General features: G+C 72.5%; 20 protein-coding genes. 12 read left to right on the plus strand and 8 right to left on the minus strand.

All coding sequences use genetic code 11. The annotated features are described in order from the left end of the window. Window positions 1-63 precede the first annotated feature (63 nt). The 3 genes from ACFWE1_RS09580 to gmd are packed head-to-tail and all read right to left on the minus strand — an operon-like array spanning window position 64 to window position 3,232. On the minus strand, window positions 64-1,248 hold the full coding sequence (locus tag ACFWE1_RS09580) for a DegT/DnrJ/EryC1/StrS family aminotransferase (protein WP_376933244.1): 1,185 nt from the start codon (window positions 1,246-1,248) through the stop codon (window positions 64-66). Beyond that, window positions 1,245-2,198, minus strand: coding sequence for a GDP-L-fucose synthase family protein (locus ACFWE1_RS09585; RefSeq protein WP_376933245.1), 954 nt, complete (start codon window positions 2,196-2,198; stop codon window positions 1,245-1,247). Before ACFWE1_RS09585 ends, ACFWE1_RS09580 begins: the two co-directional genes overlap by 4 nt. Continuing rightward, window positions 2,195-3,232, minus strand: coding sequence for a GDP-mannose 4,6-dehydratase (gene gmd / locus ACFWE1_RS09590; protein ID WP_376933246.1), 1,038 nt, complete (start codon window positions 3,230-3,232; stop codon window positions 2,195-2,197). Before gmd ends, ACFWE1_RS09585 begins: the two co-directional genes overlap by 4 nt. Window positions 3,233-3,412: 180 nt before the next feature. On the opposite strand from gmd, the gene ACFWE1_RS09595 reads away from it, so the two are divergent. Both ACFWE1_RS09595 and ACFWE1_RS09600 read left to right on the plus strand, forming a co-directional pair. After that, entirely contained in the window at window positions 3,413-5,839 is a 2,427-nt protein-coding gene (locus ACFWE1_RS09595; RefSeq protein ID WP_376933247.1) for a hypothetical protein, read from the plus strand. Further along, window positions 5,836-7,410, plus strand: coding sequence for a polysaccharide pyruvyl transferase family protein (locus ACFWE1_RS09600; RefSeq protein ID WP_376933248.1), 1,575 nt, complete (start codon window positions 5,836-5,838; stop codon window positions 7,408-7,410). The genes ACFWE1_RS09595 and ACFWE1_RS09600 overlap by 4 nt, the downstream gene beginning before the upstream one ends. A gap of 21 nt (window positions 7,411-7,431) precedes the next feature. On the opposite strand, the gene ACFWE1_RS09605 is transcribed toward ACFWE1_RS09600, so the two are convergent. After that, window positions 7,432-8,613 carry an acyl-CoA dehydrogenase family protein gene (locus ACFWE1_RS09605; RefSeq protein ID WP_376933249.1) on the minus strand — a complete coding sequence of 394 codons (1,182 nt, stop codon included), beginning with the start codon at window positions 8,611-8,613 and terminating at the stop codon, window positions 7,432-7,434. Window positions 8,614-8,717: 104 nt separating this feature from the next. Here ACFWE1_RS09605 and manA point away from each other — a divergent pair, with 104 nt between their 5' ends. Further along, the gene (gene manA, locus ACFWE1_RS09610; protein ID WP_376933250.1) at window positions 8,718-9,968 is read left to right on the plus strand and encodes a mannose-6-phosphate isomerase, class I; all 1,251 of its coding nucleotides are present in this window, start codon (window positions 8,718-8,720) and stop codon (window positions 9,966-9,968) included. Between the two features lie 18 nt (window positions 9,969-9,986). On the opposite strand, the gene ACFWE1_RS09615 is transcribed toward manA, so the two are convergent. After that, a complete protein-coding gene (locus tag ACFWE1_RS09615) occupies window positions 9,987-10,955 on the minus strand; it encodes a GlxA family transcriptional regulator (protein WP_376933251.1) in 969 nt (322 codons plus the stop codon). Between the two features lie 84 nt (window positions 10,956-11,039). Here ACFWE1_RS09615 and ACFWE1_RS09620 point away from each other — a divergent pair, with 84 nt between their 5' ends. The 5 genes from ACFWE1_RS09620 to ACFWE1_RS09640 all read left to right on the plus strand — a co-directional run bounded on the left by ACFWE1_RS09620 (window position 11,040) and on the right by ACFWE1_RS09640 (window position 17,378). Further along, window positions 11,040-11,189 (plus strand): hypothetical protein, encoded by a 150-nt coding sequence (locus ACFWE1_RS09620; protein WP_376933252.1) that lies wholly within the window; start codon window positions 11,040-11,042, stop codon window positions 11,187-11,189. 60 nt (window positions 11,190-11,249) lie between these two features. Next, window positions 11,250-12,212, plus strand: a complete 963-nt coding sequence (gene galE / locus ACFWE1_RS09625; protein WP_376933253.1) for a UDP-glucose 4-epimerase GalE — start codon at window positions 11,250-11,252, stop codon at window positions 12,210-12,212. Between the two features lie 215 nt (window positions 12,213-12,427). Next, on the plus strand, window positions 12,428-12,751 hold the full coding sequence (locus ACFWE1_RS09630; protein ID WP_243568846.1) for a WhiB family transcriptional regulator: 324 nt from the start codon (window positions 12,428-12,430) through the stop codon (window positions 12,749-12,751). A gap of 123 nt (window positions 12,752-12,874) precedes the next feature. After that, window positions 12,875-15,964 carry a glycosyltransferase family 2 protein gene (locus ACFWE1_RS09635; protein WP_376933254.1) on the plus strand — a complete coding sequence of 1,030 codons (3,090 nt, stop codon included), beginning with the start codon at window positions 12,875-12,877 and terminating at the stop codon, window positions 15,962-15,964. Next, window positions 15,954-17,378 carry a DUF5719 family protein gene (locus ACFWE1_RS09640; RefSeq protein WP_376933255.1) on the plus strand — a complete coding sequence of 475 codons (1,425 nt, stop codon included), beginning with the start codon at window positions 15,954-15,956 and terminating at the stop codon, window positions 17,376-17,378. Before ACFWE1_RS09635 ends, ACFWE1_RS09640 begins: the two co-directional genes overlap by 11 nt. Window positions 17,379-17,403: 25 nt before the next feature. Here ACFWE1_RS09640 and ACFWE1_RS09645 read toward each other — a convergent pair whose 3' ends face one another. Next, window positions 17,404-17,847 (minus strand): hypothetical protein, encoded by a 444-nt coding sequence (locus ACFWE1_RS09645; protein ID WP_243568843.1) that lies wholly within the window; start codon window positions 17,845-17,847, stop codon window positions 17,404-17,406. A 45-nt stretch (window positions 17,848-17,892) separates the two neighbouring features. Here ACFWE1_RS09645 and ACFWE1_RS09650 point away from each other — a divergent pair, with 45 nt between their 5' ends. The 3 genes from ACFWE1_RS09650 to ahcY all read left to right on the plus strand — a co-directional run bounded on the left by ACFWE1_RS09650 (window position 17,893) and on the right by ahcY (window position 21,118). Further along, window positions 17,893-18,108, plus strand: coding sequence for a DUF3499 family protein (locus tag ACFWE1_RS09650; RefSeq protein WP_376933256.1), 216 nt, complete (start codon window positions 17,893-17,895; stop codon window positions 18,106-18,108). Then, window positions 18,105-19,544 carry a phosphomannomutase/phosphoglucomutase gene (locus ACFWE1_RS09655; RefSeq protein WP_376933257.1) on the plus strand — a complete coding sequence of 480 codons (1,440 nt, stop codon included), beginning with the start codon at window positions 18,105-18,107 and terminating at the stop codon, window positions 19,542-19,544. The genes ACFWE1_RS09650 and ACFWE1_RS09655 overlap by 4 nt, the downstream gene beginning before the upstream one ends. Before the next feature lie 92 nt (window positions 19,545-19,636). Continuing rightward, window positions 19,637-21,118, plus strand: a complete 1,482-nt coding sequence (ahcY, locus tag ACFWE1_RS09660) for an adenosylhomocysteinase (protein ID WP_376933258.1) — start codon at window positions 19,637-19,639, stop codon at window positions 21,116-21,118. Window positions 21,119-21,179: 61 nt separating this feature from the next. Here the strand turns inward: ahcY and ACFWE1_RS09665 are convergent, their stop codons facing one another. Then, window positions 21,180-22,016, minus strand: coding sequence for an RDD family protein (locus ACFWE1_RS09665; protein WP_376933259.1), 837 nt, complete (start codon window positions 22,014-22,016; stop codon window positions 21,180-21,182). A 17-nt stretch (window positions 22,017-22,033) separates the two neighbouring features. Here ACFWE1_RS09665 and ACFWE1_RS09670 point away from each other — a divergent pair, with 17 nt between their 5' ends. Continuing rightward, window positions 22,034-23,029, plus strand: a complete 996-nt coding sequence (locus ACFWE1_RS09670) for a stage II sporulation protein M (protein ID WP_376933260.1) — start codon at window positions 22,034-22,036, stop codon at window positions 23,027-23,029. Between the two features lie 106 nt (window positions 23,030-23,135). Here ACFWE1_RS09670 and ACFWE1_RS09675 read toward each other — a convergent pair whose 3' ends face one another. Continuing rightward, the gene (locus ACFWE1_RS09675) at window positions 23,136-23,861 is read right to left on the minus strand and encodes an aquaporin (RefSeq protein ID WP_376933261.1); all 726 of its coding nucleotides are present in this window, start codon (window positions 23,859-23,861) and stop codon (window positions 23,136-23,138) included. Window positions 23,862-23,972: the final 111 nt, after the last annotated feature.

A 23,972-nucleotide genomic window follows, 5' to 3' on the forward strand; every position in this document is an offset into this window, starting at 1 on the left:
GGAGGCGAGGTGCGCCCAACGTGCGGTACAGCGATGACTTCAGATTCATGGGGACCCCGCGGTTCAGAACGAGGCGAGCAGCTCGCGCACCGCGGCGATCTGCTCTGGCACGGGGTAGTGGTGGTTCCCGATGAACAGACCGTCGGTGTGGATCTCGTCCGCGGCGCGCAGCTCTCCGTCGACGCGGGCGTCGAGGTGGTGCATGACGGGGTTCCGGGCGAAGTTGCCGGCGACGACCGGGCGGGATTCGATGCCCGCTCGAGTCAGGACCTGCACCAGTTCGGTGCGGCGTCCTGCGAGCTGACCGGTGAGCACCATCGAGAATCCGAACCAGCTCGACTCGGCGTCGGCAGCCACGCGCTGGATCCGGATTCCGGGCAGATCCTGGAACTCGGCCACGAACGTTCGAGCGTTCTCCTGACGCCCGGCGATGAGCGAGGGCAGCTTGGCGAGCTGTTCGATGCCCAAGGCGCCCGAGAGCTCGAGCGGACGCAGGTTGTACCCCGGGAGCACGAACCGGAAGAGGTCGTCGAACTGGTCGCCGGATTTGGGGTGGATCAGGTTGTCCGCGGGCAGCTCGCGGGTCCAGCCGTGCGCGCGCATGGAGAGCATGGCCTGGTAGAGGTACTCGTCGTCCGTGACGACGAGGCCGCCCTCCATCGTCGAGATGTGGTGCGAGAAGAACGAACTGTAGGTGCCGAAGAGGCCGAACGTCCCGGTCTGGCGCCCGCCGAGCGTCGCCCCGAGCGACTCGCAGTTGTCCTCGAAGAGCAGAAGCCCGTGCTCGGCGCAGATCGCCTGCAGGTCCACGAGCTCCGCCGGGTTGCCGAGCAGGTTCACGGCGAAGACCGCTCGGGTCCGCGGGGTGATGGCCGCTCGCACGCGGTCGGGATCGATGTTGAGCGTGTCGGGATCGACGTCGACGAGGACGGGGACGAATCCCAGCTGGCTGATCGGATAGTAGGTGGTGGCCCAGGACACCGCGGGCACGATGATCTCGTCGCCGCGCTGGAGACCGAGATGCGGGCTGTACGCGGCGGCGGCGATGCCGAGGAGGTTGGCGCTGCTGCCCGAGTTCACCATCACCGCGTAGCGGCTCCCGGTGAAGCGCGCGAACTCCTCCTCGAAGCGACGGACCTTCGGGCCCATCGTGAATCGGCCCCCCGCGATCACCTCCTGCATGGCGGCGTACTCGGCGTCGTCCCAGGTGGTGGTGGCCAATGGGTACCAGGGCTGCTCGCTCGTCACTGCGCGGTCTCCGTCCGGTGGTCGGGGGTGGTCGCGGAACCCAGGAAGGCGGCGTACGCCGCCGCCATTCCGGTGCGGATGTCGGTGGGCGGGGCCCACCCGAAGGATGCCGCGAGCGACGAGTCCATGAGCTTCTGGTGCATTCCAGCCGGCTTGGAAGGATCGAAGCTGAGCTCGCACTCGTAGCCGACCGTCTCGAGGGCGAACTCGTAGAACTCGCGGATGGAGTGGTCGCGGCCGAGGCCGACGTTCAGCAGCGGCGGCCAATCGGCCAGCCCGTGAGCGGCCCGAGCCACCCACTCCGCCACGTCTTCGACGTAGGTGAACTCGCGGCGCGCGGTGCCGTCGCCCCAGACGTCGAGGTGGTCCGCGCCCGTCTCACGGGCCACGTGCGCCTTCCAGATCGTCGCGGCGACGAGGTGGCTCGCCTCGCTGCCGTAGTGGTCGTTCGGTCCGTACAGATTCGAGGGGATCACCACCCGGTAGTTCAGGCCGTACTGCCGCGACGCGTATTCGCAGTACTTGGCGCCGGTGATCTTCGCGAGCGCGTAGCCCTCGTTCGTCGGTTCGAGCGGCGCCTGCAGGACATCGGTCTCGACGAGGGGCTGGCGGTAGTCGCGCGGGTACATGCAGGAGCTGCCGAAGTAGATCAGGTCGCGCACGCCCAGTTCGCGAGCCGTCTCGAGGACGCTGGTATCGAGCGCGAGGTTGTCGGCGAGGAACTCCGTCGGCGAGGCGACATTCGCACTGATGCCGCCGACCTTGGCTGCGGCGTGCAGCACGAGGTCGGGCGAGATCCGTTCGAAGAGCCGGCGTGTGGCGGTCCGATCCCGGAGGTCGGCGTCGTCCCGCGTGACGGCATGGACCTCGTCATCGGGGTGGGCGCGCTCCCACGCGCGCACCAGCGCGCTGCCGAGCATGCCGCGACCGCCCGTGACGACGACCTTCATCGCAGCGCCTCGGCCCACGGGGCCGACTCGGGGGTGTCGACCCAGTGGGCGGTGCCGGCCTCGAGGGCGGCGATGTCGGCGTCGACCATGATGCGGGCGAGCGCCGCTCCATCGACGGACGGCTCCCATCCCAGTCGCTCGCGCGCCTTGGCGGGATCGCCGATCAGTGCGTCGACCTCGGAGGGACGGAGGTAGCGCTCGTCGAACCTGACGAACTCGTTCCAATCGAGGTCGGCGTGGCCGAACGCGATGTCGAGGAAGTCGCGGATGGTGTACCCCACGCCGGTCGCGAGGACGAAGTCGTCGGGCTCGTCCGCCTGGAGCATCTGCCACATGCCGAGCGCATACTCGGGTGCGTAGCCCCAGTCGCGCACTGCGTCGAGATTGCCGAGGTAGAGCTCGGACTGGAGCCCGGCCTTGATCCTCGCGACGGCGCGCGTGATCTTGCGGGTGACGAAGGTCTCGCCGCGGCGGGGCGACTCGTGGTTGAAGAGGATCCCGTTCACCGCGAAGAGGCCGTACGCCTCGCGGTAGTTCTTCGTGATCCAGTAGCTGTAGAGCTTGGCGGCCGCGTACGGCGAGCGCGGGTGGAACGGGGTGGTCTCGCTCTGCGGGGGCGGGGTCGACCCGTACAGCTCTGAGGAGGAGGCCTGGTAGAACCGGGTTCGGATGCCGGAGAGCCGCACCGCTTCGAGCAGACGCACCGTGCCGGTTCCGGTGGTGTCCGCGGTGTGCTCCGGCTCGTCGAATGACACCCGCACGTGGGACTGCGCGGCGAGGTTGTAGACCTCGTCGGGGTCGATCTGCGCCATGAGCGTCACGAGTCGGGCTCCGTCGCTGAGGTCGCCGTAGTGCAGGAAGAGCTTCGCGTCGCGCTCGTGCGGGTCCACGAACAGGTGGTCGATACGCGCGGTGTTGAAGGTCGAGGCACGCCTGATCAGCCCGTGCACCTCGTACCCCTTGGCGAGCAGGAGCTCGGCGAGGTATGACCCGTCTTGACCCGTGATTCCAGTGATCAACGCCCGCTTGCTCAAGTTCGTCCTCGCCTCGGTTTCGGCGCGCTCCAGCGGCGCACCCCTGACAGCGTACCCGGAGCGCCGATTCGATAAGCGATACCGGTACCCTGGCACGGTGCCGCTCGCCGTGGCGGAGCCGGCCTCGGAACCGGCGCGGCCGGGCAGCGGGGTCCGACGAGCCACGATGAAGGGGGACGGATGCACGGGACGACGGTGCAGGTGTTGGGCGAGGACTACGTCTCGAAGCTCGGGCTCCGCCTCGAACGCGACTTCTCCGTGGTCTCCCGGATCAGCGGCGTCTCCCCGTTCACGATCGCCGCCCCGCGGGACGCCGAGCTGCAGAGCCCCGACGGCGATGCGAAGAGCACGCCGCGGAGTCGCCTCGATCACGGCAAAGCCCTCGCATCCGCGCTCGAGAACGTCCACGCCGATCTGCTCGTCGTCGACCTCACCGGCGCATCCCTCCAGATCGTCGAGCTGGGTGACAGCTGGTACACGTCGGCGAGCTCGGAGGACTCCTGGCTCGCTCGGCGGGTCGAGGCGGAGGTCGAGCGGGGCAGGGCGGTCCGACCCGCGCTGCGCGCGCTGTCGGAACGCGAGCTCGCATACTTCGACGCGTTCGCCGGCATCGTGCGCGAGGTCTACGGGCCGGATCGCATCATCCTCGTGGAGTCCGCCGTTCACGAGTTCTTCTGGGACGGGGCGCAGGTACGACCGCGCGGGCGGGTCGCCGAGCTTCGGGCGCACCGCGAGCTGCTCGAGGGGCTCGATGCGCGATTCGCGGAGCTGACGGGGTGCGGCCGCATCGACCTCGCCCGGCGATTCCTGCCCCGGGTCGACGGACCGCCGGGCGACCTCCGGCTCGGTCCGGACTTCGAGGCGGCCCTCGAGCGGGAGCTCGTCTCCGCCGTGCGCGGAGGGGGGTCCGTGCGCACATCGGCGGGGCGCTCTCGAAGCTCCGGCCCGTCCGCCTTCGGTGCGTGGGTGCATCGCCAGCTCAGCCGCGGTCGACGGGTCCAGCAGGGCGCGGTGCGCCGCCGTATCTCCGCGCAGGCGTCCGTTTCGCACTCCGACGCCGTGGCGCTCGCCGCCCTCGTCGGCGCTGAGCCGCACGCGGACTGGCTCGAGGTCGCACGACTCGTCTGCGCCATCCCCGACTCGGCCCCGGTGATTGAGGCTCGTCGACGTTTCGACCGCAACGTGGAGACCCTCCGCGCGTACCCGCACGTCTACGTCGACGGCGGTCTCGACGTGTCGTTCGAGGCGCACGGCTCGGTGCCCATCGCCGACGACGTCCGCCTCATCGTCGACCCGGCGGCCGAACGGCCCATGGCCGTCGAACGGACGACGCGGACCGGCGACTGGGATGCTTCCCGATTCGTCGAGGGCGGGTACTCGCTCGGGCTGCACGAACTCGACCACGTGCTCGAGAGCTGGTGGATGTACTTCGAGCGCGCCAGGCGGGGCGACACGCAGCCGTTCCGGCTCGAGTTCGCCGACCGCGCCGCCTTCACCAGGTCGCTGTCGGCCGTCGACTACGCCGAGGTGCTCGAGAACGAACGGCTCTGCCTCACGGTGGATGGGCAACTCCCCGACGACGTGGAGTGGGCGCCCGCCGTCGACCTCGGGTTCCTGTTCGACCCGTCGGCGCGGGTGTGCGGTCTGCGGAGCGGCTTCGGCGACCAGCTCTATTACTACGTGCACGCTCGCGCGCTCAGCACGAAGCACGGCCTCCGGTTGTATCTCGACGATCTCCTCTACGACAACGACGAGATGATCGCGCACACCCCGCACATCCGTCCTGACGTCCTACCCTTCACCGAGGCGGACGGCGTGTTCTCGGAGCTCGTCTCCCGGCGGCTGCGCATTGCACGGGTCCGCGACCTGAAGGAGCGCCGCGACAATCGCAGCGAGTATCACCGGATGGGCTTGCGCGAGATGGTCCTCGCCACCGACCGCATGCACCTGAAGGCGTGCTACGACCGCCGGGAGTACCCCTCGGCGCTGACGGTGCAGGTCATCGATCTGGACGGCTACGAGCGGTTGATGACGAATCCGCCGGGCTCGCTCTACCTCGACGTCCTCGCGAAGCACGAACTCCTCGGCTATCGCCTCCTCGAACAGAAGCCGACCTGGGAACGAGCGATCCGTCTGGCGCCGTTCGAGTCCGAGGCATCCAAGTCCGTGGAGGCGAAGATGCTGGAGACGGACGCCGTCGTCGTGCACATCAGGCGCGGCGACCGGGTGGCCCTCGGCATCGCGGACGGCGACGCCTACTACCGCGACTTCGTCGTGCGGACCGCCGAGCTCGACCACCTGCCGAACAAGCACTGGTTCGTCTTCTCGGACGACCTCGACTACTGCCGGAGCCACCGTGAAGAGCTCGGCCTCGACATCGCGGGCGACCGCATCACCTTCGTGGAAGGGAACCACCACTATGCGTCGATCGACGACTTCCACCTGATGGCGCTCGGCAAGGTCGTGGTCTGCGGCAAGAGCGGCTTCAGCGCGTCGGCCGCGATGATCAGCACCCGGGTCGAGCACATCTTCGGCACCGGGTACTCCCTGACGCCGGGCGGCGACTCGTGGAGCCGGGCGGAACAGGCCCAGGAGGCGAGCGCATGAGCGAGGCCGGAGCGGGCGTCGGCCGCAACGGCGGCGCGCCGCGTCGCGCGGTCGTGCTCGGGGACATCGGACGCCCGGGGCATTACCACCTCGGCGACGAAGCGATGACGGAAGTCGCGATCGAGCAGTTGCGCGCACGCGGCGTCCACGACCTGACGCTCGCCGCGGTCGACCCGGAGACCGCGCAGGCGTTCTACGGCGTCGCCGCCGTGCGGCAGTTCGGCTTCGTCTGGAACTGGTCGCGTCAGAAGCACGAAGCGGCGCTCGCCGGGCTGACGGAGGCGCTGCGCGACGGCACCGCGACCGGACCGCTCGTCGAGGCGGTGCGGACGGCGGATCTCGCCGTGATCGCCGGTGGTGGCAATCTCACGAGCGAATACCCGCTCCACGTGTACGAGCGGGTCGCATTCGCTCGGATCGCCGCGCACTTCGGCGTCCCGCTGTACATCACCAGCCAGACGGTCGGCCCGGTGCTCCGAGCTCGCGAGCGCGAGCTCGTGAAGGAGATCGTCGACACCGCCGAGTGCTTCGGCGCCCGGGAACGGTTCTCCGCCGCGCTCGTGCGCGAGCTCGCCGCCGCCCCCGATCGGGTTCGGCACACCCTCGACGACGGCATCCTCCTCCGAGCGGACGAGTCCGGCCGACTCGACGCGACCGAGCTCGGGCTCGGCGGTCGGGTCATCGTCGCCTCCTTCGCCGCGGACCAGGGGGCGACCGGCTGGTCGCGGGAGGCGTACGTGGCGAAGGTCGCGCGCGCGCTCGACGAGTTGGCCGTCGCGCTCGACGCCCGCGTGGTGCTCGCTCCGCATACCGGCGGGCTGGAGCCCGCCGCGGCGTCGCGGGACCACGAGATCGGTCTGGAGATCGCCGCGGCCGGTTCCGAGGCGATCATCGCGCTGCCCGTGCTGCCGGCTCGTGAGTATCTCGCGATCCTCGAGTCGGCGGTGCTGTCGATCTCGACGAGATATCACCCGACCGTCTTCGCCCCCGCGCTCGGCATCCCGACGGTGGGGGTCTCGACGTCCTCCTACTCTTCCGTGCGGATGCGCGGGGCCCTGGGCAACGTCGGCCTCGAACGCTTCGTCGTGCCGGCTGCCGCCTGGGAGCAGCTCGTGCCCGCCGCCCTGGCAGCGGTCGCGAACGGCGCGCCCGCCGCAGCGCACATTCGCTCGGCCGTGGACTTCCAAGGTCGGTGGTGGGACGCGCTCGTGCGTGGCGCCGGCACCGGAAGCTGGGTCGCACCGGACGCGTACTCGGCCCCGGAGCAGGTCGACCCCGACGGTGCGTGGAGCGAGCTCAGCGAGGCGGTCGCTCCGGTGTTCGACGCGTTGACCGCCGAGCGCGTCGTCGTGAGGCTCGAGCGGGAGGACGGGGCGGCGGCTCTGGCCGCTGCCGAGGGTCGGGCGCGCGAGGAGCGTCTCCGAGCCGAGGACCTCGAACGCCGGCTCTCGAAGCTGCAGGCGGAACGGGATGCGCTGGCCGGGCAGCTGGCAGCCGCCCGTGAACGCCGCGTCGTGCGGTTCGCGGATGCCGCGGGCGACGTCGTGCGTCGGGTGCGCCGGCGCGCCTGAGACCGGGCGGCCGGCGGCGGCCTACACGAACGCCGCTTCCCCGGTCACGGTGCGGCCGACGATGAGGGTGTTCATCTCGCGGGTGCCCTCGTAGGAGTAGAGCGCCTCGGCGTCGGCGAAGTAGCGGGCCACCCCGTAGTCGAGCACGATGCCGTTGCCGCCGAGCGTCTCGCGCGCCCAGGCGACCGTCTCGCGCATCCGGGCCGTGGCGTACGCCTTCGCGAGGGCGGAGTGCTCGTCGCGCTGGGTGCCGGCGTCGAGCATCTGCGACACCCGCACCACCATGGCGAGCGAGGCGGTGATGTTGCCCAGGCTGTTCACGAGGTGCTCCTGGATGAGCTGGTGGGCGGCGATCGGCTTGCCGAACTGCTCGCGCTCCGTCGCGTACGCGACGGCCGCCTCGTAGGCGCCGATCGCGGTGCCGACGGCGGCCCAGGCGACCTCGGCGCGGGTCTGGCGGAGGATGGCGGCGGTGTCACGGAACGAGTTCGCGTTCTGCAGGCGCAGGGCCTCCGGCACGCGGACGTCGCGCAGCTCGATGTCGGCGTTCTGCACGGGGCGCAGGCTGATCTTGCCCTCGATCTTCGTCGCCGTGTAGCCGGGGGTCGAGGTCGGCACGATGAAGCCCTTGACCTGGCCGTCGGCTTCGTCCTTCGCCCAGATGATCGTCACGTCGGAGAAGGTCGCGTTGCCGATCCAGCGCTTCTGCCCGTTCAGCACCCACTCGTCGCCCTCGCGGCGGGCGGTCGTGCGCAGGCCTCTTGCGGAGTCGGAGCCGGAGAGCGGCTCGGTGAGCCCGAAGGCGCCGATGACCTCGGCGGAGGCGAGCTTCGGCAGCCACTCGGCGCGCTGCTCGGCGGAGCCCGCGAGGGCGATCGAGCCGGCGGCCAGGCCGTTCTGCACGCCGACGAAGGTGCTGACCGAGGCATCGATGCGGGCGAGCTCGAGGGCCACGAAGCCGCGGAACACGGCCGAGTTCTCGAAGGGCTTCGTCTCGTCCCAGGCGAACGACAGCACGCCGAGTTCGGCGAGCGGCTGCACGATCCCGGTGGGGAACTCGGCGCGCTCCCAGTAGCCGCCGATGACGGGCTTCACCTCGCGCTCGCCCCAGGCGCGGATGGCCATGACGGCCTCCTGCTCGCGATCGCCGAGGAGGGCCTCGGCGTAGCCGTAGAAGTCGCTCGAGAGGGGCGCGAAGGTCATGACTGCTCCAATGCGGGTCGGATGCCCCGAGCCTAGGACGCCGGCTCGGGGCATCCGAAGCCGTTGGTAGTTTGGAGCCAAGCCGCGAAAGGAACTGCGCCGAGATGTTCGTCAGGATCGACAACGAGCCCAGGGACTACGCCTGGGGCGACCGCGGGCTGATCGCGGCCTTCCGCGGCCGGGAGGCGAGCGGCGCGCCCGAGGCGGAGCTCTGGCTCGGCGCGCACCCCGGCTCGCCGTCCCGCATCGTCGGCGCCGAGGTCCCGTTCGACGACCTCGCGGCCTGGGTCGCCGCCGAGCCCGAGCGGGCGCTCGGGGCCGAGGTCGCGTCGCGCTTCGCCGACGAGGGGATGCCCCGGCTGCCGTTCCTGCTGAAGCTGCTCGCCGCCGGCGGCCCCCTGTCGCTGCAGGCGCACCCCACGACGGAGCGCGCGCGGCTCGGGTTCGCCAAGGAGGAGGCCGAGGGCGTGCCCGTCGACGCCTACGACCGCAACTACCGCGACCGCTTCCACAAGCCGGAGCTCGTCGTCGCGCTCAGCGAGACCTTCGACGCGCTGTCCGGCTTCCGGCCCCTCGACGAGGTCGCCGAGGTGCTCGAGGTCCTGCGCGCCGCCGATGCCGCCTCGGCCGAGCCCCAGCCCGGCGCGATCGAGCTGCTCGCCGCGCGCCTGGGCGCCGAGGGGCTCGAAGGCGCGGTCGAGTGGCTGCTCACCGATGGCCGCGGCGGGGACACGGGGGAGTCCGCGTGGCTCGTCGAGCGCGTCGTCGCGCTCGCCGCCGAGCCGATCGCGCTCGCCTCGCCGGCCGCCGCGTCGTTCCGCACGGTCACGGCGCTCGCCGAGGCGTATCCGGGCGATCCGGGCATCGTCATCTCGCTGCTGCTGAACCGGGTGCGCCTGGCGCGGGGCGAGTCGCTGTTCCTCGCCGCAGGCAACATCCACGCCTACCTCGGCGGCCTCGGCATCGAGCTCATGGCTGCGAGCGACAACGTGCTGCGCGGCGGGCTGACCCCGAAGCACATCGACGTCGCCGAACTCGTCGAGGTGCTCGACTTCACCCCGATGCCGCCGCCCCGGCTCGAGCCGGAGCATCCGGCGCCCGGGGTGCTGAGCTTCCGGCCGCCGGTGCCCGACTTCGTGCTGTACCGGCTCGAGGCTGGCGAGGGGCGGTCCGCCCTCCCCGAGGTGCCGATCGAGGGGCCGGCGATCGCGATCGCCGAGGCCGGGCCGGCCCGCCTCGCCGGCGCGCTCGGCGCGATCGAGCTCGGCCGCGGCGAGGCGGTGTTCGTCACGCCGGACGAGGGCCGCCTGCGCCTCGAGGGTGCGGGCACGGTCTGGCTGGCGACGACCGGCTGAGCCGAGGCATCCGCCCGCTCAGCCGGCGAGCGCGGCCGTGTCGCGCCGTCCGAAGAGCCGGCGGTAGGCGGTCGGCGTCGTCTGCAGCACCTTCACGAAGTGGTGCCGCATCACGGCCGCCGCGCCGAAGCCGCACTCGCGCGCGATCTCCTCGAGGCTCAGATCGGTCTCCTCGAGGAGCTGCTGCGCGCGCAGCAGACGCTGCCGGTTGAGCCAGGCGTTCGGCGTGGTGCCGGTCTCGGCCCGGAAGCGCCGCGCGAAGGTGCGCGGCGACATGAGCGCCTTCCTCGCGAGCCGGTCGACGGTGAGCTCCTCGTCGAGGTGCTCGAGCATCCACGCCGTGACGGTCGCGAAGGAGTCGCTCTTGCACTCGACGACGGGCGTCTGGATGAACTGCGACTGGCCGCCGTCGCGCTGCGGGGGGACGACCATGCGGCGGGCGACGATGTTCGCGGCGCTCGCGCCGAGTTCGGTGCGCACGATGTGCAGCGCGGCGTCGATGCCGGCGGCGGTACCGGCGCCGGTGACGACGAGGCCGTCCTGCACGAACAGCACGTCGGGGTCGACCTCGGTGGCGGGGAAGGCGGCGGCGAGGCGGTCGGTGTACATCCAGTGCGTCGTCGAGCGGCGGCCGTCGAGGACGCCGGCCTGGCCGAGGATGAACGCGCCGGAGCAGACGGAGAGCACCCAGGCGCCCCGGTCGACCGCCTCGCGGATGACCTCGAGCACCCGCTCGTCGGCGTCCTGATCGATGAGCGCGGCGGGCACGGCGACGAGGTCGGCGGTGCGGGCCGCGTCGAGCCCCTCGTGCACGACGACATCGAAGCCGAGCTTCGTCGGGATCGGGCCGGGCTCGGCCGCGACGACGCGGAAGTCGAAGGTGGGCCCGCCGTGCTCGCGCCGGTCGATGCCGAAGACCTCGCAGATGACGCCGAACTCGAACGGCGCCATGTGCGGCACGGCGATGCAGGCGATGGAACGGAGCATGGGCACCTCGCGTGGCAGGAACTGATGGATTCGTGGCAATGCTGCCACTGTCGGCAGAATCTCACAAGTCATAGATTTCCTGCCATGATCACGATTCTGCTCCTGATCCTCGCGGGCCTCGCCGTCTGGGGCGTGGTGGCGACCCTGCTCCGGCTCGACTCCGACGGCTACGGCCGACCGGAGATCCGAGACCGGGTCCGGCACGCCCAGCACGAGCCGATCTCCAGCCGTTAGCATCGTCGAGGCGGCGGCCGCCCCGGCCGCCGCGTCGAGGTGTTGCGGAGGGAACGACGGATGAGCTGGATGGTCACCGGGGGAGCGGGCTACATCGGAGCGCACGTCGTGCGGGCGTTCCAGGCCAAGGGCATCGACGTCGTCGTGCTCGACGACCTCTCCTCCGGGCGGCGCGGCTTCGTCACCGACGGCGTGGACTTCGTGCACGGCTCGATCCTCGACGGCGCCCTGCTCGAGAGCGTCTTCGCCCGGCACGACGTGCGCGGTGTCGTGCACCTCGCCGGGTACAAGTACGCGGGCGTTTCCGTGCAGCGGCCGCTGCACACCTACCAGCAGAACGTCACCGGCACCGCGACGCTGCTCGCCGCGATGGAGGCGGCGAAGGTCTCCCGCATCGTCTTCTCGTCGAGCGCCGCCGTCTACGGCACGCCGGACGTCGACCTCGTCACCGAGGAGACGGCGAAGCACCCGCAGTCGCCGTACGGCGAGTCGAAGCTGATCGGCGAGTGGCTCCTCGCCGACCAGGCCGTGGCGACCGGCCTGGCCCACACGAGCCTGCGCTACTTCAACGTGGTCGGCTCGGGCACGCCCGAGATCTTCGACCCGAGCCCGCACAACCTCTTCCCGTTGATCTTCGACGCGCTGCTGGACGGCCGGACCCCGAAGATCTACGGCGACGACTACGCGACGCCCGACGGCACCTGCGTGCGCGACTACATCCACGTGGCCGACCTCGCGGCGGCGCACGTCGTGGCGGCCGAGCGGCTCGAGGCGGGGCAGCCGGTCGCGCCCGTCTACAACCTCGGTTCGGGCGACGGCGTCTCGGTCGCCGAGATCATGTCCGCGGTCGCGGCCGTCACCGGCATCGACTTCACTCCGGAGCACGCGCCGCGCCGGGCCGGGGACCCCCCGCGGATCGTGGCCTCGGGCGAGCTTGCCGCGCGCGACCTCGATTGGCGCATGCGGCACTCGCTCGAAGACATGGTCCGCAGCGCCTGGGAGGCCCGCCGCGCCGCCGGCTGAGCATCGCGAGCGGGTGCGCCGTGTCCCCAGAGCGGGGGACGGGATCACAACTCCGGAACGACTCCGGCGTGTCGCGGCGAGGCGGAAGCTTCGATCCCTGCCTGAGGGTTTACGATCTGCGACTTGACTCACTCGAATTACACCGCTGTAATTGGTCGTGACGCGGCATCCGGATCCTCGGGAGCGGCGGGCGGTACAACTGGGTGGGAGACGATATGGCAATTCCTGAATATCGTTCTGGAGTACCTGACGACTGGTTCATCGATCCGGTGCGGCTGGGTGTCCCGGGGGTGCGTCCAACGACGGACGACGACGACAACCCCCTGGCATGGCAGAGCGACGCGCTGTGCGCGCAGACCGACCCGGAGGCGTTCTTCCCCGAGAAGGGCGGATCGACCCGGGACGCGAAGAAGATCTGCACCGGCTGCGAGGTTCGTGCGCAGTGCCTCGAGTACGCGCTGTCGAACGACGAGCGGTTCGGGATCTGGGGCGGGCTCTCCGAACGAGAACGACGAAAGCTCCGCAAACGAGCGGTGTAGCAAGATCCGGCAAGACGAACGAGGGCCCGTGCGATGCACGGGCCTTCGTCGTTCGTCCGCGGATCGGCGGCACGCCCGCCGATGGCGACGGCTCGCAGCGAGCCGGTGCTTAGGCTGACTGCGATGTCCCCCAGAGTGACCGCCATCCTCGTCGTGCACCACGGCGGCGAACGCCTGACCCGTGCCCTCGACGCCATCCGCGCGCAATCGCGCCGGCCCGAGCGCCTGATCGTCGCGCTGGTCCAGGCGAACGCGGAGACCCGCGCCGCCGCGGCCGAGGCCGCGCCCGACGGGATCATCCAGATCGAGGAGCGCGTCGCCTTCGGCGAGGCGGTGCGGCGGGCCGAGCAGACGCTACCGCCGCCGCAGGACGACGAGGACGCCGTCTGGCTGCTCTCCGAGGACACCGAGCCGGAGGCCCGGGCTCTCGCCGCGCTCGAGACCACCCTCGAGACCGCGCGGTCCGTCGCCATCGCCGGCCCCAAGCTGCTCGAGGCGGAGCGGCCGGATCGCATCGCGAGCCTCGGCCGTTCGATGACCCGGTTCGGCGCCGCCGTGCCGCTCGTGACGGGCGAGCTCGACCAGGGCCAGCACGACGGGCTCAGCGACGTGCTCGGGGTGGATCCCGGCGGCATCCTGGTCCGGCGCGCCGTCTGGCGTTCGCTCGAGGGCTTCGATCCCGCCCTGCCGGTCGTCGACGACGGGCTCGACCTCGCTGTCCGGGCTCGCCTCGGCGGGCACCGCGTCGCCGTGGTGCCGACCGCGCACGTCCGCTTCGCCGCCGGCGGCCTGATCGGCCCGGCCGCCGGGCACCGCGCGGGCGCCGTGCGCCGCAGGGCCGCGGCGACGAGGCGCGCCGCCCTGCACCGGCGGATGAGCTACGCGCCCGCCGCGGTGACCCCGCTGCACTGGCTGAGCCTGCTGCCGCTCGCGGTGCTGCGCTCGATCGTGCTGCTCGTGACGAAGGCCCCCGGCCGGATCGTCGGCGAGTTCGGCGCGGCGCTTCGCACGATGTTCTCCTTCGGCGCCATCGCCCGCTCGCGGCGCGTGCTCCGCGGCGCCCGCTCGGTCGGCTGGTCGGCGATCGCGCCGCTGCGGATGCAGCCGGACGAGATGCGCCGCCGCCGCCGGCTCGAGGCCGAAGAGCGGCGGGCCAGGGCCAGAGGGCGGGTCGACGGCGTCGACTTCCTCGCCACCGGCGGAGGCTGGGTGCTGCTCGTCTCGGTCGTCGTGTCGATCGCCGTCATGTTCCCCCTGCTCGGCGCCGCCGGCGTCTCCGGCGCAGGGCTGCTGCCGCTGTCCCCGGCCGTCGACGAGCTCTGGCGCAACGCGAGCTACGGCTGGCGCGACGTCAGCACGGGCTTCGTCGGGGCAGCGGACCCGTTCCAGGCCGTGCTCGCGGTGCTCGGCTCGCTCGCGTTCTGGTCGCCCTCCTGGGCGCTCGTCGCGCTCTGGCTGCTCGCCATCCCGGTCTCCGCGCTCGGCGCCTGGTTCGCGGCGGCGCGCCTCACCGAGCGCGGCGCCCTGCGCGCGCTCGCGGCGGTGCTCTGGATGCTCGCGCCCCCGCTGCTGTCCGCCCTCGCCGACGGGCGTCCCGGTGCGGTGCTGGCGCATGTGCTCCTCGCCTGGCTGCTGTACGCGGCGCTCGGCGCGGCGACGAGCTGGGCGACGGCCGCGACCGCGTCGCTGCTGTTCGCGGCCGTCGTCGCCGCGGCGCCCAGCCTCGCCCCGGCGCTGCTCGTCGCGTGGATCGTCGGCATGGCGGTCTCCGGCCGCGGGGCGGCGCGGCTCGCGCTGCTGCCCGTGCCCGCCGCGGTGCTCGCCGCACCGCTGATCTGGGCCCAGCTGGCTGCGGGCAACCCGCTCGCGCTGCTCGCCGATCCGGGCGTCCCAGTGCCTGCCGCGGTGCCGGGAACCGGGGTGCTCGCGCTCGGCTTCACCGACCCGGAGCTCGGCGGCTGGCAGCAGGTGCTCGCCGCGCTGCAGGCGAGCATCGACCCCCGCTGGGTCGTCGCCGCACTGCTGCTGCCGCTCGCGCTCGCCGCGCTCGCCGCCTTCGCGACCGGTCGGCTCCGCGCGGCCGCCTTCGCCCTCGCCGGCGCCGCCCTCGGCTTCGCCACGGCCGTTGCCGCGGCGCAGCTGTCGCTCGCGATCGTCGGCGCCTCGGCGGTCCCGGTCGCCTCCGCCCCGGGCCAGAGCATGATGTGGCTGGGGCTCGTGCTCGCCGCCGTCGTCGCGCTCGACGGCCTGCGGCGCGCTTCGGCCTGGCTCGCGGCGCTGCTCACCGTCACGACGGCGGGGGCCGTGCTGCCGCTCGCCGTCAGCATCGCCACCGGACGCGCGGAGGTCGCTCCCGCGCCGCAGCGTTCGCTGCCCGCCTTCGTCACCGCCGAGGCGGAGAACGACCCCAGGGTGACCACCCTGCGGCTCGTCCCGCAGGCCGACGGCGGCCTCCGAGCCACCCTCGAACACGGCGCGGGCGCCACGCTCGACGAGCAGTCCACCTTCGCGCAGACCCGCGTCACGATGGACGCCGGCGAGCTCGCGCTCGCGGCGATCGCCGGCAACCTGGCCTCGCGCGGCGGGTTCGACGCCGACCGCGCGATCGAGGAGTTCGGCATCTCCTACGTGCTCCTGGGTCAAGCCGATGCGGACGCCCCGCGGGCCGAGACGCAGACCGCCGATCGGTCCCGGGCCGCCCTCGACGCCAACGCCGCCCTCGTGCCGGTGGGCGAGACCGATTTCGGCATCCTCTGGCGGTTCGCCGACGCCGAGCCCGACGCGCCGGCCGCGCAGATCCCGCCGCACGCGGGAGCACCGCTCGCCGGCTGGATCGCGACCGTGCAACTGATCGTCTTCGGTGCCGTGCTGCTGCTGTCGATCCCCGCGGGGGTCGGCCGCGAGGAGCCCGCGCGCCGCCCGAAGCGGCCGCGTCCGGACCGCGTGCGGCGGCGCAGCGCGAAGGCGGCGCCGGCCGAGCCTGCGGCCCCCGTCGAGACCGCCGAGCCGGACTCCGACGCCGAGGCGGTCGCGACGGAGGCGCCGGACGGCGCCGAGGACCGCACGGCCGTCGACACGGGGGTCGCGGTCGACGCGGGCCCCGCCGAGCCCGAGCCGCCGGCTCCGCTCGCGGAGCCCGCGCAGGAGGGCGGTTCGACGGATGCCGGCGAAGTGAAGCCCGACGAGCGGGAGGGAGAGCACGATGCCCGATAGTCGCACCCTGTTGCGGGCCGGTGGACGCGGCGTCGCCGTGCTCGGCGCCGCCGTGCTCACGGTGGCCGCGTTCGGGGCGGCGGCGATCGTGCCGTGGCCCGAGCACCGCGCCGAGCCGCTCGCCCGCTCCATCCAGCCCGCCGAGAGCCGGACGCTGCGCGTCTGCCCCGGCCCGATGCTGGAGCTCGGCGACGACGCCGAGAGCGTGTCCACCCTGGGCTCCGCCCGCATCGTGACCGCCACGCAGCCGGCGGATGCCGGGGCCGAGCGGGTCGTGCTCGCGCCGCCGCGCGGCACCGAGGACGACGTCGCCGTCTCGCTCGTGACCGACCCGGGGGCCGTCGACGCCGGGATGCTGGCCGGTGCCCAGTCGCAACGGCTCACGACCGAGACCGCGGCCGGGTTCCTCGCCGCGGGCTGCGCGGAGCCGCTCGCCGACGCCTGGCTCGCCGGCGGCAGCACGGAGCTCGGCCGCTCGACGATGCTGCTGCTCGCGAATCCGGGCGAGGTGGCGGCGACCGTCGACGTCCGCGTGCACTCGGAGACCGGGCCCGTGGAGGCCCCGTCCGGCCTCGGCCTCATCGTCCAGCCGGGCGGGCAGCGCGTCATCTCGATCGCGGGCCTCGCGCCGGGGGCGGCGGCGCCCGTCGTGCACGTCACGAGCACTGGGGGCACGGTCGCCGCGACGCTCGAGCAGACCTCGATCGACGTGCTGACCCCGACGGGTGCCGAGCTGATCGGCACGACCGCACCGCCTGCGAAGCGGCAGACCATCACCGGCGTCGTCGTACCCCAGGCCGGCGGGATCGCCGTCGACGAGGATCACGCCGAGGGCGACGCGCATCCGAGCCTGCGGCTGCTGGCGCCCGGCACGGACGCCGTGGAGGCCGCGGTCTCCGTCGTGCCCGAGGCCGGTGGCGAGGGCTCCGTCTTCAACGTGGTGCTGCAGCCCGGCCAGGTCAGCGACATCCCGCTCGGCGAACTCGCCGCGGGCGAGTACACGGTCCGCATCGACGCCGACGGCGAATTCGTCGCCGCCGCGCGGACCGCGACCACGGCCGGCGGCGACGAGCCTCCGAGCGACTTCGCCTGGTTCCCGGCCTCGCTGCCGCTCCTCGAGGAGACGCTCATCGCGGTGCCCCGCGGCCCCGGGGCGAAGCTGCACTTCGCCAACACGGGTGACGCGGACGTCGAGGCGAGCGTGACCACCGACGACGACGGCGAGCGCCGGGTGACCGTGCCGGCCGGCGGCGCGGTCTCCGTGCCGATGCCGGGCGGCGGCGGAAGCGCATTCGTGGCGGACGGCGCCGGGCTCTTCGCCTCGCTCAGCTTCGCGGGTGACCGTCAGCTCGCCGGCGTCGCCGTGCAGCCGCCCGGCCCGCTCGACTCGCCGATCGTGGTCTACCCGCGCTGACCCGCGGCGCGCTCGGCCGTCACGGTCAGAAGTGCCGGTAGCGGCCGGGCGCGAGCTCCCACGGGTCGCGTCCGATGAGCTCGCCGACCGCTCGGAAGACGCAGCTCTCGATGAGGAGCTTCTCGTCCTTGTCCTCGCCCTCCTGCAGGCGCAGGAACCGGACGATCGGCAGGCGGAAGAAGACGATCCGGCGCTCGTCGTGGAAGACGTGCCAGCGGTCGACGTGGTCGTCGTGGATGGCTTCCGCCGGCGCCTGCGAGACCTCGAACACGGCGCCGTCGAGCTCCGGCCACAGCCCGCGCAGGTACGACGCCGTCGCGGCGATCGTCATCTCGAACTCGTCGATGCGGGTGCTGAGCAGCGGCAGGTGCGGGCCGGTGACGGGGGAGCGGAGGCCGCGGCCGTGGCGGTCCCTCGCGAGCCGCCGCGGCGAGTGCGGGACTCGGGCGACACGACGAGGACGGGGCATGCCCTCCATCGTAATGTCCGTGCGGCTCGCTACGCTGGTCGAGCCATGAGACGTTGTTCGCGCACCGCATGCACCGCTGAGGCGGTGGCGACGCTGAGCTACGACTACGCCGACTCCATGATCGTCGTGGGGCCGCTCTCGCCCGTCCGCGAGCCGCACGGCTACGACCTCTGCGCCAAGCATTCCGAGCGCACGAGTGCGCCGCGCGGCTGGCAGGTCGTGCGCCACAAGCCGATGGGTGAGGTAGGTTTCAAGGCGTGATCGCCCCCGCCGACCCGTCCGGTTCCCTCGCCAGCCTGTCCGCCGTCGTCAAGGCGTACGACATCCGCGGCCTCGTCGGCGATCAGCTCACCGAGCCGATCGTCGAGGCCCTCGCCGCGGCCTTCGTCGACGAGGTCGACGCGGCCGGCGGCACCGTGGTCGTCGGGCACGACATGCGCGACTCCTCGCCGGGCTTCGCGGCGGCGTTCGCCCGTGGCGCGGCGGCGCGCGGCGCCTCGGTCACCGAGATCGGGCTCTGCTCCACCGACGAGAACTACTACGCCTCCGGCGCCCTCGCCGCTCCGGCCGCGATGTTCACCGCGAGCCACAACCCGGCGGCGTACAACGGCATCAAGCTGTCCCGCGCCGGCGCCCAGGGCATCTCGCTCGACACCGGTCTCGCGGCGATCCGCGACCGCGCCGCGGACTACCTCGAGCACGGCATCCCGCCCGTCGCCGAGCCCGGGGCGATCGCGGCCCGCGACGTCCTGGCCGAATACGCGGCCTACCTGCGCGGCCTCGTCGACCTCTCCGGCATCCGGCCGCTCAAGATCGTCGTCGACGCCGGCAACGGCATGGCCGGGCTCACCGTGCCCGCCGTGCTCGGCGACGCGGCGGGGCTGCCGCGACTGCCGCTCGAGATCGTGCCGCTGTACTTCGAGCTCGACGGCACCTTCCCGAACCACGAGGCCAACCCGCTCGAGCCCGCGAACCTCGTCGACCTGCAGCGCGCGGTCGTCGAGCACGGCGCCGATCTCGGTCTCGCCTTCGACGGCGACGCCGACCGCTGCTTCGTCGTCGACGAGCGCGGCGCGGCCGTCACCCCCTCCGCAGTCGCCGCGATCGTGGCGCTGCGCGAGATCGCCCGGGTCCGCGCCGCCGGCGAGACCGGCGAGATCGCCGTCATCCACAACCTCATCACCTCGCGCGTCGTCCCCGAGACGATCGAGCGCGCCGGCGCCGTGCCGGTGCGCACCCGCGTCGGTCACTCGCTGATCAAGGACCGCATGCGCGAGACCGGCGCCGTGTTCGGCGGCGAGCACTCCGCGCACTACTACTTCCGCGACTTCTGGGGCGCCGACAACGGCATGCTCGCCGCGATGCACCTGCTCGCCGAGTTCGGGGCGCAGACCGGGCCGCTCTCCGAGCTGTCCGCACGCTTCACGCCCTACGCCCTCTCGGGCGAGGTGAACTCGACCGTCGACGACGTGCCGGCCGCCTACGCCCGCATCTTCGAGGCCTTCACGGGCCGCGCGGAGTTCGACGAGCTCGACGGCCTCACCGTCGAGGGCATCACGGCGATCGACGAGCCGTTCTGGTGGTTCAACGTCCGCCCCTCGAACACCGAGCCGCTGCTGCGGTTGAACGTCGAGGGCGCCGATGAGGCCACGATGATCCGCATCCGCGACGAGGTGCTCGCGCTCATCCGCGCCTGAACGGCCCGGCGGAGCCGGGGCGGGCGGCGCTGCGGCGTCACACTCAGGCCCCGAGTTCCCGATTCTCCCGCCGAGGCCGGAGAATGGATGCCATGAGCTCCCAGCCCCTCACCACCGCCCTGCCGTTCAAGGTCGCCGACCTCTCGCTCGCCGAGGCGGGCCGCCACCAGCTCCGGCTCGCCGAGAACGAGATGCCGGGGCTCATGGCGCTCCGCGCCGAGTTCGGCGCGGCGCAGCCCCTGGCCGGCGCCCGCATCGCCGGCAGCCTGCACATGACGGTGCAGACCGCGGTGCTCATCGAGACCCTCGTCGCCCTCGGTGCGCAGGTGCGCTGGGCGAGCTGCAACATCTTCTCCACGCAGGACGAGGCCGCCGCCGCGGTCGTCGTCGGCCCGAACGGCACCGTCGAGGAGCCCGCCGGCGTGCCGGTGTTCGCCTGGAAGGGCGAGTCGCTCGAGGAGTACTGGTGGTGCACCGACCGCATCTTCGATTGGTCGGCCGAGGCCGAGGCCGCCGGGGCGGACTGGATCGGGCCGAACATGATCCTCGACGACGGCGGCGACGCCACCCTGCTCGTGCACCAGGGCCGCGAGTACGAGCTCGCCGGTGCCGTGCCGGCGGCCGCCGCCGACGACAGCGCCGAGTTCCGGGTCGTGCTCGACACGCTGCGCCGTTCGCTCGAGCGCTCGAGCGACCGCTGGACGCGCATCGCCGAGGAGCTCCGGGGCGTGACCGAAGAGACCACGACCGGCGTGCACCGCCTCTACGAGCTGCACGCCCGCGGCGAGCTGCGCTTCCCGGCGATCAACGTCAACGACTCCGTCACGAAGTCGAAGTTCGACAACAAGTACGGCATCCGCCACTCGCTGCCCGACGGCCTGAACCGCGCCACCGACGTGCTCATGGGCGGCAAGGTCGCCTTCGTCGCCGGCTACGGCGACGTCGGCAAGGGGGCGGCCGAGGCGCTGCGCGGCCAGGGCGCCCGCGTCATCGTCTCCGAGATCGACCCGATCAACGCGCTGCAGGCGGCGATGGACGGCTACCAGGTCGCGCGCCTGGAGTCCGTGATCGGCGACATCGACATCCTCGTCACCGGCACGGGCAACAAGGACGTCGTGCGCCTCGAGCACCTGCTCGGGCTGAAGCACCTCGCCGTCGTCGCGAACGTGGGCCACTTCGACAACGAGATCGACATGGCCGCCCTCGAGGCGCTGCCGGGCGCGGAGCGCGTCGAGATCAAGCCGCAGGTGCACGAGTGGCGGCTGCCGAACGGGCGCAGCGTGCTCGTGCTGAGCGAGGGCCGGCTGATGAACCTCGGCAACGCGACCGGGCACCCCTCCTTCGTGATGAGCAACTCGTTCACGAACCAGGTGCTCGCGCAGATCGAGCTCTTCACCCGCCCGGAGGCGTACCCCACCGGCGTGTACGTGCTGCCGAAGCACCTCGACGAGAAGGTCGCCCGGCTCCACCTCGACGCGCTCGGCGTCGAGCTGACGGAGCTCACCCCCGAGCAGGCCGCCTACATCGGCGTCCCGGTCGAGGGGCCCTACAAGGTGGAGCACTACCGCTACTGACGGATGCCGCGGCGGCGCGCCTGCGCCGCCGCGGTGATCGCGGCGGGGCGTGCGCGGGGGCTCAGCGCTCGGGGAAGCCGTTCGGACGCGCGGTGAGCACCGGCTCGAGCGAGCGCATCCGGGCGGCCTCGAGCTCGAGCGCGGTGGTGTCGCGCTCCCGGCGCAGGGCGATGACGCCAGCGAGGAACAGCTCGGCCGGGGCATCCGGGATCGGTGAGACGTACGGCGCGGCCTCCTGCGCGAGCGCCGCGGCGAAGCCGGCGCGCCGCTCGGGCACGAGGTGGGCGGCGTTCCGGAAGAACGCGGAGATGCGCCGCTCGAGCGGCGCCGGCAGGCGGCCGACGTCGGCCGTCGCGGCCCACGCGGTGAGCGGCGTCGGCACGCCGAAGGGATCGATCTCGAGCTTCGGCACCCGCTCCATCTGCGCGTGGGTGCCGGCGAGCAGGTCGCCCAGCCGCTTCGAGGACGGGTTCAGGAATCCGACCAGCAGCGCCAGCCCGCCGAGCGTGAAGTAGATCTCCAGCACGCCGGTCAGCGCGCGGATGAACGCGTGCCGGAACCCGATCGCGCCGCCGTCGTCGCGCACGACGCGCAGGCCCACGGCGAGCTTGCCGAGCGAGCGGCCCCGGCTCGCCGTCTCGACCGTCGTCGGCACGACGACGAGGCAGACGACGAGCGCCGCGATCGCGACGGCGCGGAACGCGGCCTCGTCGAGGCGGAGGCTCGAGGCCAGCCAGACCAGGGCGGCGCCCAAGAGGAGCGTCACGAACACGTCGATCCCGGCCCCGGCGGCCCGCAGCACGGCGCCGGCCGGGCGCACGTCGAGCTGCACCGCCTCGCCGGTCAGCACGCCGTCCTCGGCCGTGGTGGATCGGCGCTCGGGCGCTGCGACGGTCATGGGTAGTATTCAAGCAGATGGATCTCGACGCTCTCGCCGCAGCCCGTGCCGACGACTGGCAGCGCCTCGACGCGCTCACCAAGCAGCGACGACTCGACGGCCGTGAGACCGACGAACTCATCGAGCGCTACCAGTCGGCCGCCTCCGACCTCTCGACCGTGACGACGACGGCCGGTTCGACCGCCCTCGGCGAGCGACTGTCGATCCTGCTCGCGCGAGCCCGGCTCCGCTTCACCGGGGTGCCCGAGAATCCGCTGCGCCAGCTCACCCGGTTCTGGCTCGTCTCGCTGCCCGCCGCCCTGTACCGGGTGCGCTGGATCACGCTGGCGGTGGCCGTCGCGACCGTCGTCGTCGCCGGGCTCTTCGCGTCCTGGGTGCTCTCCGACCCGCGCGTGATCGCGAACCTCGGCAGCGAAGCCGAGCTCAAGCAGATCGCCGACGAGGGCTTCGTCGCCTACTACTCCGAGCACCCCGCCGCTTCTTTCGCCGGATCCGTCTGGACCAACAACGCCTGGATCGCCGCGCAGTGCGTCGCCTTCGGCATCGTCGGTGTCTGGGTGCCGTGGGTGCTCCTGCAGAACGCGCAGAACCTCGGGGTCACCGCCGGCATCATGCTGCACTTCGACGAGGCCGATACCTTCTTCCTCTACCTCGCGCCGCACGGCCTGCTGGAGCTCACCTGCGTCTTCGTGGCCGCCGCCGCCGGACTGCGCATCTTCTGGGCGTGGATCGCGCCGGGTCCGCGAGGGCGCGCCTCGGCGCTCGCCTCGGAGGCCAGGGCGCTGTTCACGATCGCCATCGGACTCGTCTTCTGGCTGTTCGTCTCGGGCCTCATCGAGGGCTTCGTCACCCCGCAGCCCTGGCCGTCGGCGGTGAAGATCGCGATCGGCGCGCTCGCGCTGGCCGCCTTCCTGTTCACGATGCTCGGCCTCGGCCGGCGCGCCGCGAAGGCGGGCGAGACGGGCGATCTCGCCGAGTTCGACTCGGGCGAGCGCCGCCTCGTCGCGGGCTGAGCCGGCCGCTTCGTCGGCGCTCGGCCGGACCGAGCCGGGCTGGACCGCCCCGGAGACGCCGATGGCGGATGCCCCGTCGGGACATCCGCCATCGTGGTCGCGAGGCTCAGGCGCTGAGCTTCGCCGCGCGGTCGAAGACCAGCTTGTACAGCACGCCCGCGATGAGGCCGCCGACGATCGGCGCGACGATCGAGGCCCAGAGCTGCCCGAGGGCGTCGCCGCCGCCGAAGATCGCCGTCGCGATCGAGCGGGCCGGGTTGAACGAACCGTTGGTGATCGGGCCGGCGACGAGCACCAGCACGGTCAGCGTGAGACCGATGGCGAGCGGGGCGAAGTTCGCCGCCGCGCGGCCGGCGGAGGTCACGCCCAGGATGACGAAGAGGAACACCGCGGTGGCGACGATCTCGGCGATGAAGAACGCCCCGATGCCGAAGCCGGCGGGGGAGAGCTCGTCGTAGCCGGTCGAGGCCGCGCGGAACGTCGCGACGACGTCGGCGCCCGGGGCGCTCGCGACGATGCCGAGCAGCACCACGGCGCCGAGGATGCCGCCGACGATCTGCGCGACGAGGTACCCGGCGACGTCCTTCCACGCGAAGCGGCCGGCGACCGCGAGGCCGAGCGTCACGGCCGGGTTGAAGTGCCCGCCCGAGATCGGTCCGAAGGCGTAGGCGGCGACGAGCACGCTGAGGCCGAGCGCGAAGGCGACGCCGAGGAGGGTGGCGTTGGCGGAGGAGAAGATCGCCGCGCCGATGACGCCGAAGACGAGGATGAAGGTGCCGAGGAGTTCGGCGGTGAGCTTCTGCCCCGTCGAGGGGGCGGCCGTTCCGGCCATGCTGGTGTCCTTTCCTAGGGAGACGAATCGCCTCCTGCGGAGGCGACGAAACGGCGCGGGACCCCTCCGCGCCGGGCATGAGCCTATCGACAAGCGGGATCGCCGCCGCGG

The organism is Agromyces sp. NPDC060279, from assembly GCF_042726785.1.
Classification (GTDB): domain Bacteria; phylum Actinomycetota; class Actinomycetes; order Actinomycetales; family Microbacteriaceae; genus Agromyces.